Origin of the sequence: Gaoshiqia hydrogeniformans (assembly GCF_049347105.1) — a bacterium.
In the GTDB taxonomy this organism is placed as follows: domain Bacteria; phylum Bacteroidota; class Bacteroidia; order Bacteroidales; family Prolixibacteraceae; genus Gaoshiqia; species Gaoshiqia hydrogeniformans.
This window is the reverse complement of record NZ_CP186334.1, coordinates 1,449,626-1,464,758: the sequence shown is the minus strand read 5'-3', so window position 1 is coordinate 1,464,758 and position 15,133 is coordinate 1,449,626. Positions and strand designations below refer to the sequence as shown.

At 45.4% G+C, this 15,133-nt stretch carries 14 protein-coding genes; 7 read left to right on the top strand and 7 right to left on the bottom strand.

The features are described from left to right. Positions 1-4: 4 nt before the first annotated feature. The 5 genes from ACOIT5_RS05930 to ACOIT5_RS05910 form a co-directional block, all read right to left on the bottom strand. Positions 5-925: a hypothetical protein gene (locus ACOIT5_RS05930; protein WP_423129550.1), complete on the bottom strand. Its 921-nt coding sequence runs from the start codon at positions 923-925 to the stop codon at positions 5-7. Between the two features lie 83 nt (positions 926-1,008). After that, a complete protein-coding gene (locus ACOIT5_RS05925; RefSeq protein ID WP_423129549.1) occupies positions 1,009-3,360 on the bottom strand; it encodes a TonB-dependent receptor in 2,352 nt (783 codons plus the stop codon). A 193-nt stretch (positions 3,361-3,553) separates the two neighbouring features. After that, positions 3,554-3,895: a hypothetical protein gene (locus tag ACOIT5_RS05920; RefSeq protein WP_423129548.1), complete on the bottom strand. Its 342-nt coding sequence runs from the start codon at positions 3,893-3,895 to the stop codon at positions 3,554-3,556. A gap of 103 nt (positions 3,896-3,998) precedes the next feature. Continuing rightward, positions 3,999-4,235, bottom strand: coding sequence for an acyl carrier protein (locus tag ACOIT5_RS05915; protein ID WP_423129547.1), 237 nt, complete (start codon positions 4,233-4,235; stop codon positions 3,999-4,001). Between the two features lie 255 nt (positions 4,236-4,490). Next, a complete protein-coding gene (locus ACOIT5_RS05910; protein ID WP_423129546.1) occupies positions 4,491-5,036 on the bottom strand; it encodes a GNAT family N-acetyltransferase in 546 nt (181 codons plus the stop codon). 133 nt (positions 5,037-5,169) lie between these two features. Here ACOIT5_RS05910 and ACOIT5_RS05905 point away from each other — a divergent pair, with 133 nt between their 5' ends. From ACOIT5_RS05905 to ACOIT5_RS05885, 5 genes are all read left to right on the top strand, one after another. Further along, positions 5,170-5,991, top strand: coding sequence for a peptidylprolyl isomerase (locus tag ACOIT5_RS05905; protein ID WP_423129545.1), 822 nt, complete (start codon positions 5,170-5,172; stop codon positions 5,989-5,991). After that, positions 5,991-6,803: a peptidylprolyl isomerase gene (locus ACOIT5_RS05900; protein WP_423129544.1), complete on the top strand. Its 813-nt coding sequence runs from the start codon at positions 5,991-5,993 to the stop codon at positions 6,801-6,803. Before ACOIT5_RS05905 ends, ACOIT5_RS05900 begins: the two co-directional genes overlap by 1 nt. Beyond that, positions 6,800-8,131 carry a peptidylprolyl isomerase gene (locus ACOIT5_RS05895; RefSeq protein ID WP_423129543.1) on the top strand — a complete coding sequence of 444 codons (1,332 nt, stop codon included), beginning with the start codon at positions 6,800-6,802 and terminating at the stop codon, positions 8,129-8,131. Before ACOIT5_RS05900 ends, ACOIT5_RS05895 begins: the two co-directional genes overlap by 4 nt. A gap of 154 nt (positions 8,132-8,285) precedes the next feature. Beyond that, positions 8,286-9,305, top strand: a complete 1,020-nt coding sequence (gene pheS / locus ACOIT5_RS05890) for a phenylalanine--tRNA ligase subunit alpha (RefSeq protein WP_423129542.1) — start codon at positions 8,286-8,288, stop codon at positions 9,303-9,305. Between the two features lie 162 nt (positions 9,306-9,467). After that, the gene (locus ACOIT5_RS05885) at positions 9,468-9,959 is read left to right on the top strand and encodes a hypothetical protein (protein ID WP_423129541.1); all 492 of its coding nucleotides are present in this window, start codon (positions 9,468-9,470) and stop codon (positions 9,957-9,959) included. Here ACOIT5_RS05885 and ACOIT5_RS05880 read toward each other — a convergent pair. Continuing rightward, positions 9,956-10,606, bottom strand: a complete 651-nt coding sequence (locus tag ACOIT5_RS05880; protein ID WP_423129540.1) for an HAD hydrolase-like protein — start codon at positions 10,604-10,606, stop codon at positions 9,956-9,958. The two genes, ACOIT5_RS05885 and ACOIT5_RS05880, sit on opposite strands and share 4 nt — an antisense overlap. A gap of 150 nt (positions 10,607-10,756) precedes the next feature. Between ACOIT5_RS05880 and ACOIT5_RS05875 the strand changes: the two genes are divergently transcribed. Together ACOIT5_RS05875 and ACOIT5_RS05870 are read left to right on the top strand one after the other, a co-directional pair. Next, positions 10,757-11,716, top strand: a complete 960-nt coding sequence (locus tag ACOIT5_RS05875) for an AAA family ATPase (protein ID WP_423129539.1) — start codon at positions 10,757-10,759, stop codon at positions 11,714-11,716. Further along, positions 11,717-14,194: a S8 family peptidase gene (locus tag ACOIT5_RS05870; protein WP_423129538.1), complete on the top strand. Its 2,478-nt coding sequence runs from the start codon at positions 11,717-11,719 to the stop codon at positions 14,192-14,194. On the opposite strand, the gene cbiB is transcribed toward ACOIT5_RS05870, so the two are convergent. Beyond that, positions 14,184-15,110 carry an adenosylcobinamide-phosphate synthase CbiB gene (gene cbiB / locus ACOIT5_RS05865; protein WP_423129537.1) on the bottom strand — a complete coding sequence of 309 codons (927 nt, stop codon included), beginning with the start codon at positions 15,108-15,110 and terminating at the stop codon, positions 14,184-14,186. The genes ACOIT5_RS05870 and cbiB overlap by 11 nt on opposite strands. Positions 15,111-15,133: the final 23 nt, after the last annotated feature.

Here is a 15,133-nt window from a genome sequence, read left to right as displayed (position 1 = left end):
CAGTTTACTTTTTGAACGCAAATGTGGTTGAGCCGATATTGTTTCCATCTGCAAAGATATCAATGGTATACGTACCTGACAGAAAAGGTTCTCCGTTTTCCTGGTCCCAGAATATGTTTACCGGCAGTTCATTTCCTTCGTAGGTTACTTCGCGCATTGCCGAGTAGGGGATTCTCAGATCTTCGTACTGGAAAAGGTCGTTTTTTGATTTGATCAGTAAGATTTGATCGGGACGAAGGATGCGTACATAAATATTCTTGGCTCCGCGCCTGGCGGTAATGTTTTTGCTTAGGGCAAAGCTGATCATCAGCTTCTCGGCTTTGTCGCGGCTGGCCACTTCGGTTCCCTTTTTGTTAATCCCGGTAACAGTCAGGTTCAGGGCTTCGAGCATCGCGGCCCGTTCCACTTTTTGAGAAAGTTGTTGCTTTTCTTTTTCCAGGGCAATATTCCGCGATTCCACTTCCTTGTACTCCTGCTTTACCTGGAGGTTTTCGGCCAGCAGTTGTTCATTGCGGCGGTTCAGCGAGTCGACCTGAACGATGTAGTTGCGCATAATACGGCGCAGCGAACCAACTTCGTCCTGGTAACGCGAAATTTGCTCGTAACTGGCCTTTTTAATCTGGCCCACCTCGAGTAACAGGTCCTTTACTTTGGCCTGGGCCATAAACAATTGGGTGTTCAGGGTGTCGTTATCGGTTTTCAGCGAGTCGTAATTTTGAACCATACTGTTCAGCTCTGATTGGATCAAATCTTTTTCTGCATTCAGGGATCCGAGGATTGACTTATGCTCGCTTCGTTGAACGAAAAGCAGCACAACCACGACTAACAAAATAATCGTCAGAAAGATGACGATCAGGTTATTTCTTCTTTCTTTATCGGTATTTCCTAACGAAAACTTCTTTTTCACGGCTCCTGGGTCTGACATAGCAATAGTTTTGAAATATGATAACGCCCACAAAATTAGCATTATTTTGCGGGCGTTCAAATATTATTGTTTATAGGAATTGGTTAAAAAATGTTGCCGATTTTTACACCAAGGTAGAAGGTTCGCGGAGCAAGCGGACCGTAAATATAACCGGGATCGCGGTCGGCGCCATAGTCAAAGTCGTCCTGAAACGAGTCCAGGATGTTTTTTACCCCGCCGTATAACTGCAAGGATAATTCGTTGCCGATCTTCAGGTCGCGCGACAGCTTCACGCCCAGGTCAAAAAAAGAATCCGTTCGATTCAACTGTCCGTTTTCCGGGTGATCAAGTAAATTTCCAAAATAAGGGACGAGCATTTTGCCGGTGTAGTTCCCCGTTAACGAAGCCCTGAACAGAGGGCCAGACGAGTAGGTCATACTCAGGTAACCGTAAGTTTCGGGGGTGCGGAAAAACCGGTATTCGTCAAACTCCTGGGGCGATTCGTATTTACTTTGTTGCAGCGTTAACGACGATTGCATCACAAAGCGGGCGCCGGCTGAGGCGTTCAGCTCAAAGTTGATTCCTCTTACCACGGCGCCGTCTTCGGCGTTGGTGCGGGTGTAAATCACGTTTCCGTCGTCGTCGGGATCGCCGTATATATTGGTAAACGGATCGTTTAATTTGGTGTAAAACGATTCGGCCAGGAACTGGGCCTGGTATTTACCGAAGGTTTCAGTATAATCGAGCGAAATGGTCAAGCTGTTGGAGCTTTCCTGTTTCAGGCCGGGGTCGTTCACATGGGTTACCCGGCGCGCGCCCGAGGTTTCGATGTGCAGGTCCTCGTCGAAGATTTGAGGAGCGCGATACCCTTTGGCAAAAGAGGACCGGAGTTGTAGTTTCCTGCTGAGGTTGTAAAGCAAACTGACTCGCGGACTAATCACATCGCCGGATGCAGTTTCGCGGTTTTCTTCATCGTCGCCAACCGAATAATGTTCGGCGCGGAACCCGATGCCAAGCCGGAGTTGATCGCCTACCCATTCATTCTGAACAAAAAAGCCATACGTGTTGATGTGTTGATTGGCAATCAGGGTATTGTTGGTGTGTTCCCTGGTTTCCAGGTCGAGATAGCCCAGCTTTTTGTCTTCCAGTTGGTTGGTGGTCATTTCCATGCCAACGACTAATTCGGAGGGAGAAACCAAAAGCTTTTCCACATCACGGTGGTATTGGGCGCCGGCAGAGACGGAGAAATCTTTCGTGTTGCCGTAGGCCGACAGGTCGTGGTTGGCGCCGTAATACGAGTCGCGGTCAACCGATTGAAAAGCGGTATATATGCTTAATTTGTCATGCCCGCGCATGAACTTGTCGACGCTAAGGTTGGCCGAGTTAATCCGGTGATCAACGGCTTCCGAAATATCGGCTTCGTGGTTGGGTTTGTCAAAGGCGTTCCCTCCTCTTCGCGACTCGTTGATGTAGAAATAGTCGAGGTTTATTTTCGACCGTGTGCCCAAGCGGTGAAACAAACTTCCGCCTAAAGTGGCATTATCAATTTTCGATATTTCTGAGAACCCGTCGTCGTTGGCATCATACGGGTCGCGTCCGCGTTTGAACCCGTAAAAACTCATCCCGGTGCGAAAATCATCGCTGATCATGGAGCCATTCATCGTCAGATTAGAATCCGACAGGCCGTTTTTTCCGATCACTGCTGCCGACGAATTGACCGAGAACGAGTTTTTCACTGGCTCTTTGGTAATCAGGTTGATGGTTCCGGCGATCGCGTTTCCTCCGAATAGAGCCGAGCCGCCTCCCCGTACAACCTCCACCCGGTCAATCATATTCGCCGGAATCAGTTCCAGTCCGTACACGCCGGCCAGTCCGCTGAAAACCGGGCGGCTGTTGATCAGGATTTGGGAGTAAGGACCCTCCATCCCGTTCATTCGTATTTGGGTGAAGCCGCAGTTCTGGCAATTGTTTTCGATACGTACCCCCGGCGTAAAATTTAGGCCTTCGCTCAGAGTAACGCTTTGTGTCCGTTCAAACAGGCGGGGGCCAATGGCGCTCACGATGGTGGCTGTTTCCCGGCGCGACTTTTCACTACGGTCGGCCGATACCACAACCTGCTCCAGGCCAATCTGGTCAGGATCCAGTTTGGCCATTAAGGTGACACCGGTCCCGGAAATCAGTTCAACCACATATTCCCGTGTCCGGTAACCAATGGCAGAAATAACGACTGTTTGTTTCCCGACAGGTGCCGCCACCAGCTTAAAATGGCCCGTGAGGTCGGCTGCAGTGCCGATGGTTGTCCCCTTTATTTGAATGCTTGCAAAAGGAATATGCCCGTCATCGGATGTTACGTCGCCAAACAACATGGTGTCCGGTTTTCTGATGGTCGGGTTGTTTTCGGAATAGGTGAAAAGACTGCACGTAAATAAGAGCGCGACGAAGATTATTTTTTTCATAATGAGTTGCGTGAATTTAAGGTGACTGCCGATGATTGCCGGCCGCCACAGAATTGAAAAATCGGGTTAACAGACTACGCTCAACATCCTTTCCGGACAGGATGAATTAAGCGATAGGTCAAAAATAGATTGCCTGATCAGTTATAACAATCCCAACTTATTGGGATTTTGACTATGAGAAAAAGCAGGCTAATTACGCAACGGGAGGCCCCCTGAGTTGGAAAAGTCCGGAATAATCCCGGGAATAATGGGCTGACAAGGGAGTACCGATTATTTCGGTCGTGTAGACAAAAGTTTGTAAGCCGGTATACGGGCTTACGGTATTACAATAATCCAGGAAGAATCCTTCGTAGAATGAAATTTCTTTTACCGAATGATCATGATGCTGATTGCCGGACAGGTGAGCATGCCTGACCACCATGCCGTTTGACAGGACGTGCAGGTGCATGTTCAGCATCGAGTTTGCCAGGATGAACAGGTAGACCGGCAAACACAGCAAAATGAGGACTTTGATATAAGTACGCGGTAGCTTCATCGAATTGTGGCGACAAATATACGATTCCGGTTTGTGAATAAAAAAGAGGACATCTTTTTAAAAATGTCCTCTTTCTATTAAACGAAACTATTTATACCCTGCTTCATGCTCTGCCGGCTACCAGTTCAATCGAGTCTTTAATCTGATACAGCCTGGAAACTTCTTCATCCCTAATTGCAATATTAAACGAGTTTTCCAGATAATACAGAAATAAGGCCCAATCAACCTGATCAAATTTCAGGTCTTCCTGAAAAGAAGCGTCCAGTTCAATCTCGTCCCTGGGCACTCCTGTTTTCCTTAAAACTTTATACAAAGTTCTTCTAATTGTTTTGTTTTCCATGTTGTTTTCATTTGATGCTCAACATAATTTTGCCTTCATGTTGATAAAAATCAGGCTAAAATTAAAAAATCGAACAAAACATTAAACGATTCTACGCATAAAAAGTTTGTCGGCAACCGGGATATTAACATGTTTTAACGAGCTTAATCACTTGTAAATACGGCAATGTATGTACAAAAAGATTTTTTAATGATGTATTATTTGTCGTTATGCCATGAAACATGTCTAAAATAAACATATTGACATCATTGAAAATTATTTTCTCTCCCAGTCCAATTTTAATAAACTGTAAACTTCGAGGTCCAAAAAACGGTCCGTGTGCTTCTCGCCTGCACGTTCAATTCCTTCAAACTGAAATCCAAGACGTTTTGGGATTGCCGAACTCTTGTCGTTCCCAATGGCGCATTTTATTTGGATCCGGTTCATCTTCATCGTGGAGAACACATATTCCGACAGCGTTTTCACACAACGGGTCATAATTCCTTTTCCGGTCATCTTTTCAATCAGCCAATACCCGATTTCCGTTTTCCGGTTCAGGTGGTCCGTGTCTTTTAAACCAATCAAACCGGCAAAATAGTCTTTATACCACACCACAAAAACTTCTTCCTTCCGGGTTGCCTGCTCGGCAAGAACTGACCGGATAAAGGCTTCGGTATCTTCCTGGGAACGGGTTTGCCTGACAAAAGGCAGCCAGGTCGATAGAAAATCGCGGTTTTGGTCAATGGCCTGATAAACCTGAAAGGTATGTGAAACCCGGATTCCTTCGATGCGGATATCCGTATCAACAAGTATGGCATTCATCCTCATTCACTAAAAAATACATGCTTCAAAATTACTGTTTTTCCGGCGATTGCGTAACATTTCGTTTCATTCATAAAAAGAAACCGTTTCTCAACCTGACAGAATGTTTATATTTGCGATAAATCAAGAGATTATGGGAAAATATATCGGAATGGCATTGCTGTTATCAGCAATTTTTGGTTTTTCGTGTGGAAATGCCGGGCAAAAACCCGATGGAACCCTGGTCAGCATTGAGACTGACTTCGGGAATATCGTTGTGAAACTTTACGATGAAACGCCCCTGCATAAAGAGAATTTTCTGAAGTTGGCCGGGGAAGGTTTTTACAACGGCCTGCTTTTTCATCGCGTAATCCATCAGTTTATGATCCAGGGCGGCGATCCGGATTCGAAGAATGCCCAGGCCGGACAACGACTTGGAGCCGGCGATCCCGGATATACCATTCCGGCTGAAATTAATCCGGTTTTTTTTCATAAAAAAGGTGCGCTGGCTGCTGCCCGCCAGGGAGATCAGGTTAATCCGGAAAAACGCTCCTCCGGCTCACAATTTTATATTGTACAAGGAAAAGTATTTACCGAAGGGGCTTTGGATACCCTGGAATTACAGATGAACCAGAAAAAAGAACAGGAAATCGTCCGGGGCATTTTTGCAAAATATCAGGATGAACTGAACCGGTTACGCCAGGCCGGCGATCAGGATCAGTTTTCGGTGCGTGTCGCCGAAATCAGGGAAGAGGCTAACGCCGAAACCGGGAACATGCCGGCCTACCGGTTTAGCCCGGAGCAGCGCGAAGCGTATACCACCATCGGGGGATATCCTTCCCTCGATATGAGTTATACCGTTTTTGGTGAAGTGGTGGAAGGACTGGATGTGCTCGATAAAATAGCGGCCGTGGAAACCGACCAGAGCAACAGGCCTCTTGCCGATGTGAAGATGAGCGTGAAAATAGTGGAATAATGAGAGTTTTTGTCTTAATCGTCTGTTTATTAGTCGGGTGGTGTATCTCCGTAAAAGCCCAGGATGAACGCATTGCCGAAATTTCGACCAACCTGGGGACCATGCGCTTCCGGCTATACAATGATACGCCCAAACACCGGGATGCTTTTATCCAACTGGCTAATGAAGCTTATTACGACGGAACTTTGTTTTACCGGGTGATTCAGGATTTCCTGATTCAGGGCGGTTCAAAGTCGTCGCGCAATGCCGCTCCGGGAAAACGGATTGGTTACGGCGACCCCGACCATATGGTAGATGACGAGATCATCCGGGCGCATTTTCATAAAAAGGGGGCGCTTTGCGCTCCACGCCAACCCGACGAGGTGAACCCCTTTAAACAATCGGATATTTCCCAGTTTTACATCATTAAAGGGAAGGTATTCACCGAGGGGGAACTCGATACGATGGAACTTGCCGTTAACCGCCCGATCCGTAAGAGGATCACCGACCAGATTTACACCCCCGGGATCCGCGAAAAACTGAAAGAGCTGAAAGTGGAAAATCAGGTGGAGGAATTCCGAAAACTGGCCGGCCAGGTGAAGAAAGATATCGATTCGCGCTACCGGCTTGATCCCGAGGTACTCGAGTTTAGTGATGAACAACGGAAAGCGTACACCACGGTTGGCGGTTATCCCGATCTCGACGGGAAGTATACGATTTTTGGAGAATGTATTTCCGGCTTTGAGGTCATCGATAAGATTGCCCAATTGAAGACCGACGAAAACCACCGGCCGCTGACTGATGTGAAAATCCGGGTAACAATAATAAAATGACCAGACCGGCATATCTTATAGTAGGATTGTTCCTCTTGGTTTCCTGTTCCTCAGGAGGAGGAAAAGGGAATGACACACAGGGTAAAACAGAACAGCCAACCGAGAAGATTACTGAACCGGTGACTGATTATCTTGTTTTTGTTCCGTCGATTGTCAAACTTGAAAGTTTTGACAACGGTCGTTTACTGGAAAGCGAAACCGCTTTTTTTGTTGATTCAAACGTGCTGGTCTGTCGTTTATCACCCATTCTGGGGGCAACAGAGGCGTTGGTTACCCCGCTTGACGAAACAAACAAATACCCGGTTGCCGGTTTTCTTGCGGTCGACCGGATCAACGATGTCGTATTGCTGAAAGTTGAGGGGCTCAAGCGGAAAGGAATTCCGCTTCATCCCGATAAAGTATCCGACCGGTCAAAAACGATTTACCTTACCCGGCCTCAGGGGAATACCCTTCCGTTGCACCGCGGGCAGGTAAACGAATACGGTCATGTGGGCGGAAACATGCGTTACCGGGTATCCAACCAGTTCAGGGCGCAAAGTTACGGGACCCCGGTTTTTTTGTCAAACGGAAGGACGATCGGGATTGGCTATTCGGAGGTTGTTGATTATGAAAGCCAGCATTTCGTCATTCCTTCAACCGTTATTGCCGGTTTGCTGAAAAAGGCAGGAACCGTGCCTCAACCTTTAAGCAACTTAAAAACTTCGGGCGATAAGGCAACCAGCGAGGCCAACAGCCGGATAAAAGGACTGCTCATCGAAACCGATAAGGGAAACATCAAAATCAGGTTGTTTAACGAGACCCCCGAGTACCGCGACAATTTTATTGCCCTTGCCCGTGAGAACTATTTCGACAGTTTGCTGATCCACCGGGTTATCAACGGTTTTTGTATTCAAAGCGGAGCGGCCGACACCCGTTATGCCGAAAAAGATGATATTGTTGGCTGGAAAGGTCCCGGTTATACGCTGCCTGCACACATTGTCCCGCATTTTTACCACAAAAGAGGAATGATTGGTTCTCCGCGTAAACCCGACCGGGAAAACAGCAAACTGCGCTCCGACGGCTCCCAGTTCTATATTGTTACCGGCCGAACCTATTCCGACAGGGAACTGGATGATATTGAGAAAGAAACCGGGCACCGCTTTACCACCCAACAGCGGCAGGTGTATCAAACAGTTGGCGGAGCCCCGCATATCGATGGAACTTATACGATTTTTGGCGAGGTACTCGAAGGATTGGACGTGGCCGACCAAATCAGCCGGATGGAGGTAAACAGCGACTTTCGGCCATTGGAAGACGTTCGCATCAGAAAAATCAGGATCATTGAATAGGGCGGCGTGAAGATTGGGGAAAAGCTGATTCATCCGGAATTCTCATACCGGCAAACGATCATTTCCCGGTTAACAACCTGATAAAAATGAACCGGTTTCTGAGTAATTACAACCGAATGATTATCTTTGTGCCTCCATTCTACAGCATTCGAAAATGTTAGAAAAAATTAAGCAGTTAAAAGAAGAAGTTGAAGCGGTAAGTGTTTCAACCAAAGAACATGTTGAAGAGCTTCGCATTAAATACATGAGTAAAAAAGGCTTGTTAAACCAGTTATTTGCCGATTTTAAACAGGTCCCTGATGAGCAGAAAAAAGCCATCGGACAGGCAATTAACGAGTTAAAGGAGTTTGCTCTTCAGAAGATTAACGAGCTGAAAGAACGTTTTGAAAATGCAGATCAGGGAACCAGCGGACTCGACCTGACCATGCCTGCTGAACCCATGCGGCCGGGTACCCGCCATCCGTTATCCCTGATCCGGAATGAAATTATTGAAATTTTTGCCCGGTTGGGGTTCACCGTCGCTGAAGGACCTGAAATCGAAGATGACTGGCACAACTTCACAGCGCTGAACTTTCCGCTGGACCACCCGGCACGCGATATGCAGGACACTTTCTTTATCCAAAAGAACCCCGATGTGCTGTTGCGTACGCATACCTCCGGAGTTCAGGTTCGCGTGATGGAGAAAAACCAGCCGCCGATCCGGGCTATCTTCCCGGGACGGGTTTTCAGGAACGAGGCGATCTCGGCCCGTGCACATTGCATTTTTCACCAGATTGAAGGTTTGTATGTCGACGAAAATGTTTCGTTTGCCGATCTGAAACAAACCTTGCTGTATTTTTCCCGCGAGTTATTTGGCGAGAAAACCGAAATCCGCCTGCGTCCTTCGTACTTCCCGTTTACCGAACCTTCGGCCGAGATGGACGTCAGCTGTTCCATTTGCGGGGGAAAAGGGTGTAATGTATGTAAATACACCGGCTGGCTCGAAATTCTGGGCTGTGGCATGGTTGATCCCAATGTGCTTGATTTGTGCGGAATTGATTCAAAGAAATATACCGGTTTCGCTTTCGGGATGGGGATCGAACGGATTGCCATGTTAAAATACGGAATTAAGGATATCCGTCATTTCTTTGAAAATGATGTGCGTTTTCTGCGTCAGTTTGAATCAACTTATTAGATTATTGCTGGGCTCGGATCAAAAAATGGCAATTTACCGCAATTGTACGCTAGTTTTCGCGTTTCAAATGTATTCTTCTGGTTGACTTTTATTAAATTCGTCGGTTCGTTTTTTGTACAACTGATCTTAACAACCATCACCTTGGCTAATGGAGAATACGTTATGGGTATGATTATTTACTTTTTTGCGGCATTCATATTCAGCATTTTTGCTGCCTACAAATCGGCCTATTGGAACGCGACTCAGTATTGGGGGCTAAAGCTGACTTCAACCAAAAATACCCTGGATAGTTTATCCGCAAACCAGCGGATCAGCCATTACATGAAAACCATCAATGTACACGGGCTTCAGTCGGCCATTACGCCCAGGAAGGAGAAAACGAAGCGAATGGCCAGTGCAATTCTGAATATCCTTTTCTTCTTTGTCGGTGCTTTTTCATTTACCTGGTATATCCCCATTTTGACTTTGCTGGGCATTCTATTGCTAAAAAATATCATTCGCCAGTTTCTGCCTCCGGCAAATTCGGTTGAGTACCTGGAAATTATCATTACCGACCTCGAAAAACAATCAAAAAGCTTTTGGAGCCTGGCCAATATAAAAGATAAAGAAGCCTCTGACTTCTTTATTGAACAGCTGAAGATTATTCATACTTAACCGGCCAGTAATTCGGTTAATTCATCAACATCTTCGACATAATAGTCAGGTTGGAGTGATCTGATTTCAGCAGAATTGCCAAAGCCGTATCCAACGCCAATGGTACTGATTTCATTGGCTTTTCCTCCGGTAATATCGTAGCGGGTGTCGCCAATCATGACGATCTGTTTCGATGCAGTCAACTGATTCCGGTCCATTAAACGGGTAATCAGCTCTGCTTTGGTATGAAGAGCTCCGTCTCCGGCGCCCTGAAAGTCGGTCAGGTAGCGGTCAAGTTCAAACTCGCGTAACACCGTTTCAACAAAGCAGTCTTTTTTCGAAGTGGCGATAAACAGTTTTTTACCTTGTGCCTGTAACGCTTCAAGCAGTTCTGCAACTCCCGGATAAAGTTCGCCTTCGTACAAACCTTTCTGACTGTAATATTCGCGGAATAACCTGACTCCTGATTCTACCTGCCTGTCGTTAAATCCCAGCACCTGCTTCAGTCCGTCCTGAATGGGCGGCCCAATCATCCGGTCGATGCAGGCTGCGCCTTTCGGATCGAGCTGCATTTCGCTGAGCATATAACTCAGCGAGTTGTATAAGCCGGTTTTTGAGTTAATCAGCGTGCCGTCCAGGTCGAAAATGAGGTGGGAGTAGGTTGTCATAAGGAATGTTTTTGGCAAAGAAAACACAATTTGAGCGGAAAAAGTAAGGAACAAGAGCAAATTACTCAGAAGCTCCACTACATTTTTATAATTCTCGAATAAATAATTTTAAAACAGGAAAAGCTTATATTTGTTAGGATATTGAAACACATGGCAACAGCGGAACAAATAAAGTCTTTGATTAACTCTCATTTTAGTGGAAGTGATGAGCGTTTTGCAACAATCGCATTACAAATTGCTGCACATGAAGCACGTTCTGGGCGACTTAATGTAGCAGAAGAAATTAAGAAAGCGGTTGATTCATCTAAATCGAAGACCGTTAAACTTAATCCCTTTCAGAAGGATCTTCAAGGACTAATCATTGAGTCGGTTCCTAATAAGAGATTGAGTGACATGATTATAGCTAGTGACATTGAAAACCGGCTTCACAGAATTCTTACTGAATTTAAACAGAGACATAAACTTCAGAAATTTGGATTATCGCACCGAAGGAAGATTTTGTTAGCAGGCCCTCCCGGAACTGGGAAGACAATGACAGCGTCTGTGTTAGCCAATGAAATGCAACTGCCCCTCTTTATTGTTTCCATGGACAAGATGGTTACAAAGTATATGGGAGAAACGGGCGCAAAACTTCGACTAATTTTTGAAGCGATTAAAGAGAGAAATGGCATTTACCTATTTGATGAGTTTGATGCAATTGGCGCAGAACGCGGAAATGAGAATGAAGTCGGTGAAATGCGACGTGTATTGAATGCTTTTCTGCAATTTATTGAGAATGATTTCTCTGAAAGCCTGATTATTGCTGCCACAAACAATCTTTCCGTTTTAGATCCGGCACTCTTCCGCCGTTTTGATGATGTGATTTATTTTAAAAATCCTGATAAAACAGAAGTAATTCTATTGCTGAAAAATCTTTTGGGTTCATTTATTGGTGATATTGATCCTTCTTCAATTTCAAAAGAAATTGAAGGATTGAGTCATGCTGAAATCAGCATTGGCTGCATTGATGCGATCAAAGATGCGATTCTGAAAGACCAAACGGTAGTTAATAAAAAGACCTTACTCGCAATGATTCAGGATCGGCATCACATCCACTCAAAGCAACTCTAAATGGACAAACCAATCCTATTTCTAAACAACATTGCTCAATCAGAATCTTTTACAACTACAAAATCTCCGCCTCGTTCACCTGATTTACCTCAACGTAATAGAAAAGCACACGCAGATTATTTGGCACAACGATTTCAAGAGGCTTGGTGTCAAATAGAATATCAAAAAGAGCAAAGAAAAGCTCTTTCATTACCATCAAGAAATGGCTCCTACATAAATGTCCGAGGTCTAGCTGGTTATGAATTAGCAGCTAATAGCCTTGAAAGACAATCCTCAAATGCTCCAAGACTCGTCAGCACTAGTTCAAGAATAACAGAAGATGGTCAAACAGAAAAACATGCAATTGTTTATGTCCCTTCCGGGCAAGAAAAAAGATACCTTGATCAGGTTAAAGATTATGCAACAAAACTAGATTCACGATGGGCGCAGTTTAAGAATAAAAAACTCATTGAGTCAATAGAAGGTATTGAGTTAGCGCTTCTTGAAAACCTATGGCAAGACTTTTCGCAGGACTTTCCTAATGAAATTCCGGTGTGGTGTGAACTTTGGTTGAGAACAGAACAACAAAAAGCTGACGATATCGTCAACGCAACGCATGTAATTTGCCGAGCAATAGGAATCGAAACAAACAAAGAACGTTTGGATTTTCCGGAACGTTCTGTAATTATTATTCGTGCGAACCGGAGTCAATTACAGGAACTGTTTGCACAAAGCGACAATCTCGCCGAGCTTCGGCTGGCAAAAGAACCAGTCTCATTTTGGTCTTCAATGCCGAACTACCAACAAACAGAAGCTGTTGATGACCTAATTCAGCGAATAAGTTATGTTGATCGAGGCGTAAGCATTTGCATTCTTGATACAGGGATTAATAATGGCCATCTCCTACTCGAAAAATCCTGTTCCGATAGTGAGAAAGAAACCTATAACCCAGAATGGAGTTTGTCAGATCATGAAGGACATGGAACCCAAATGGCTGGAATAAGCCTGTTCGGAGATCTTCAAAATGCAATTGAAACAAGAGATGAAATAATCTTAAATCACAGATTGTTTTCAGGGAAAATCCTACCTCCTCCTAACTTCCCCGATAACCAAAAGGCTCTTTATGGAGACATCACCGCGCAAACAATCAGCAAATGTGAAATCAAAATACCAGATCGGATCCGCCAATATTGCCTGGCAGTAACTACTAGTTATGAGACTGACTTCGGTCGGCCCTCTTCTTGGTCGGCAGCGGTTGACAAATTAGCATTTGGAGATGAAGGCGGGCCTCAACGCCTGTTTTTAATTAGCGCGGGCAATGCATCAAATTGTATTTCTAAAAGTGAATTAGTCGACTTTCCAGATATTAACTTAAAACTGTCAATACAAAGTCCAGCTCAATCGTGGAATGCAATAACTGTTGGTGCATTTACAGAGAAAACCAGAGTTTCAGACGAAGACTATCAAGATTATACTCCTCTGGCACAGCACGGAGAATTATCACCTCACAGTACAACATCAATTGACTGGGAAAAAACGTGGCCTAATAAACCTGACATAGTATTCGAAGGAGGCAACCTTTTAAAATCTCCAACTAATGATATTGAATCCTGCGATGAACTTTCTATACTAACGACTTCTTGGCAACCAATTGTAAAACAGTTTGAATTGTTCGATGCAACAAGCGCAGCAACTGCTCAAGCATCATGGATGGCTGCACAAATTCAATGTGTTTTACCGAGCGCCTGGCCGGAAACAATCAGAGCATTGCTTGTTCATTCCGCAGAATGGACTCCGAAATTAACTGAGCAATTCCAAATTGATACAACCAAAAAAGGAGAAATTGGAGATTTGCTACGAATAGCTGGCTATGGAGTTCCGAATTTGGAACAAGCGTCTTCCTGTGCACTAAACCACCTCACCTTAATTTCTCAAGAAACTATTCAGCCATTTAGTAAGGAAGGAGGTACAAATGAAATGCATTTCTACGAACTCCCTTGGCCTCGAGAAGCGCTTAGCGACTTAGGAGCATATCCTATAACGCTGAAAATAACACTTTCTTACTTTATTGAACCATCACCAGGAGAACTGCAAACGCAGAACAGATATACTTATGCGTCTCACGGACTACGATTTGACCTGAATTCACCAGAAGAGGCTAATAATATCGAAAATTTCAAAAAACGAATTAACAAAGATTCAAGAACAGACGATGATGATAAACCAGAGTATGAAGGAATTGGTAATAGGTGGAAAGTTGGCCCTGTTTACCGAAGTAGAGGTACTGTTCAATCAGACTCGATAACCTTATCTGGAATTGAATTAGCTGATTGTAATCACATAGCAGTCTATCCAGTTGGCGGATGGTGGAAAACCAGGAAGAGTGAAAAATGCATGGAGAAAAAATGCCGGTATTCATTGGTTGTATCTTTACATACCGATTCCGAAGAAATAGACATCTATACACCTGTTGAGACCATGATGACAATCAGAGTTTAATAAACAACATAATAATTCCTCCCGCCATCACTACCGCGCTTGCCGTATTCACATAAGCCGCTATCCAAAAGTCGCGGGAGGTAATGGTTCTCAGTTGATGGCCGATGTAGCGTTTTTCGACCAGCTGGCCGTGGTAAACATTGGGCCCGCCAAAGCGGCATTTCAGGATGCCGGCCAGGGCTGCTTCGGGGTAACCGGCGTTGGGACTGGCGTGCCGATGGCCGTAATGGAATACATGCTGCACACCGCTCCAGCTCAGACTCACCAAAACCATCAGCAACGCCGTCAAACGGGACGGAACCAGGTTGAGCAAATCGTCGAGGCGGGCGGCCAGCCAGCCATAGCTTTTAAAGCGCTCGCTTTTATAGGCAATCATCGAGTCGAGGGTGCTGGCCATTTTGTAGGCGAAAAGCGCCGGAACACCGCCCAACGCATAAAAAAACAGAGGCGCAATCACCCCGTCGCTCAGGTTTTCGGCCATAGTTTCGAGTACCGCCGTGCGTATTTGCTGTTCATTCAGTTGAGTAGTATCGCGGCCAACAATGAAGCTCAGCTGATTGCGACCTGCTTCGAGCCCTTCTTTTTCGAGAGCCCGGATCACCAGCCACGATTCATAAATCAGGCTGTGATTGGCCAAACCAAAGAAAACACCGATGGATGCCACAACCATAAATACAGCGGGATAGGCTTCCAAATAAACAAACAGGACATGAAACGCAGTCCAGGTACCGCCAACCAGCAAGGCTGAGGTGAAAGCGCCTTTCAGTTTTCGGTGTTTACCCCGGTTGAAGCGTTTTTCGAACCAGCCAATCAGCCGGCCAAACAGCCGGATCGGATGCGGCAACCAACGCGGATCACCCAAGAGACCATCGAGCGCGAAACCGGCGAGAAGGGGAATTAGGTATATATGCTCCATAAATAATAGCGAACTTTTAGTCA

Coding starts and splice junctions, on each gene's coding strand:
- ACOIT5_RS05885 (WP_423129541.1), top strand. CDS start 9,468: ATGGGTATGATTATTTACTTTTTTGCGGCATTCATATTCAGCATTTTT.
- ACOIT5_RS05900 (WP_423129544.1), top strand. CDS start 5,991: ATGAGAGTTTTTGTCTTAATCGTCTGTTTATTAGTCGGGTGGTGTATC.
- ACOIT5_RS05895 (WP_423129543.1), top strand. CDS start 6,800: ATGACCAGACCGGCATATCTTATAGTAGGATTGTTCCTCTTGGTTTCC.
- pheS (WP_423129542.1), top strand. CDS start 8,286: ATGTTAGAAAAAATTAAGCAGTTAAAAGAAGAAGTTGAAGCGGTAAGT.
- cbiB (WP_423129537.1), bottom strand. CDS start 15,110: ATGGAGCATATATACCTAATTCCCCTTCTCGCCGGTTTCGCGCTCGAT.
- ACOIT5_RS05905 (WP_423129545.1), top strand. CDS start 5,170: ATGGGAAAATATATCGGAATGGCATTGCTGTTATCAGCAATTTTTGGT.
- ACOIT5_RS05915 (WP_423129547.1), bottom strand. CDS start 4,235: ATGGAAAACAAAACAATTAGAAGAACTTTGTATAAAGTTTTAAGGAAA.
- ACOIT5_RS05880 (WP_423129540.1), bottom strand. CDS start 10,606: ATGACAACCTACTCCCACCTCATTTTCGACCTGGACGGCACGCTGATT.
- ACOIT5_RS05930 (WP_423129550.1), bottom strand. CDS start 925: ATGTCAGACCCAGGAGCCGTGAAAAAGAAGTTTTCGTTAGGAAATACC.
- ACOIT5_RS05925 (WP_423129549.1), bottom strand. CDS start 3,360: ATGAAAAAAATAATCTTCGTCGCGCTCTTATTTACGTGCAGTCTTTTC.
- ACOIT5_RS05875 (WP_423129539.1), top strand. CDS start 10,757: ATGGCAACAGCGGAACAAATAAAGTCTTTGATTAACTCTCATTTTAGT.
- ACOIT5_RS05910 (WP_423129546.1), bottom strand. CDS start 5,036: ATGAATGCCATACTTGTTGATACGGATATCCGCATCGAAGGAATCCGG.
- ACOIT5_RS05870 (WP_423129538.1), top strand. CDS start 11,717: ATGGACAAACCAATCCTATTTCTAAACAACATTGCTCAATCAGAATCT.
- ACOIT5_RS05920 (WP_423129548.1), bottom strand. CDS start 3,895: ATGAAGCTACCGCGTACTTATATCAAAGTCCTCATTTTGCTGTGTTTG.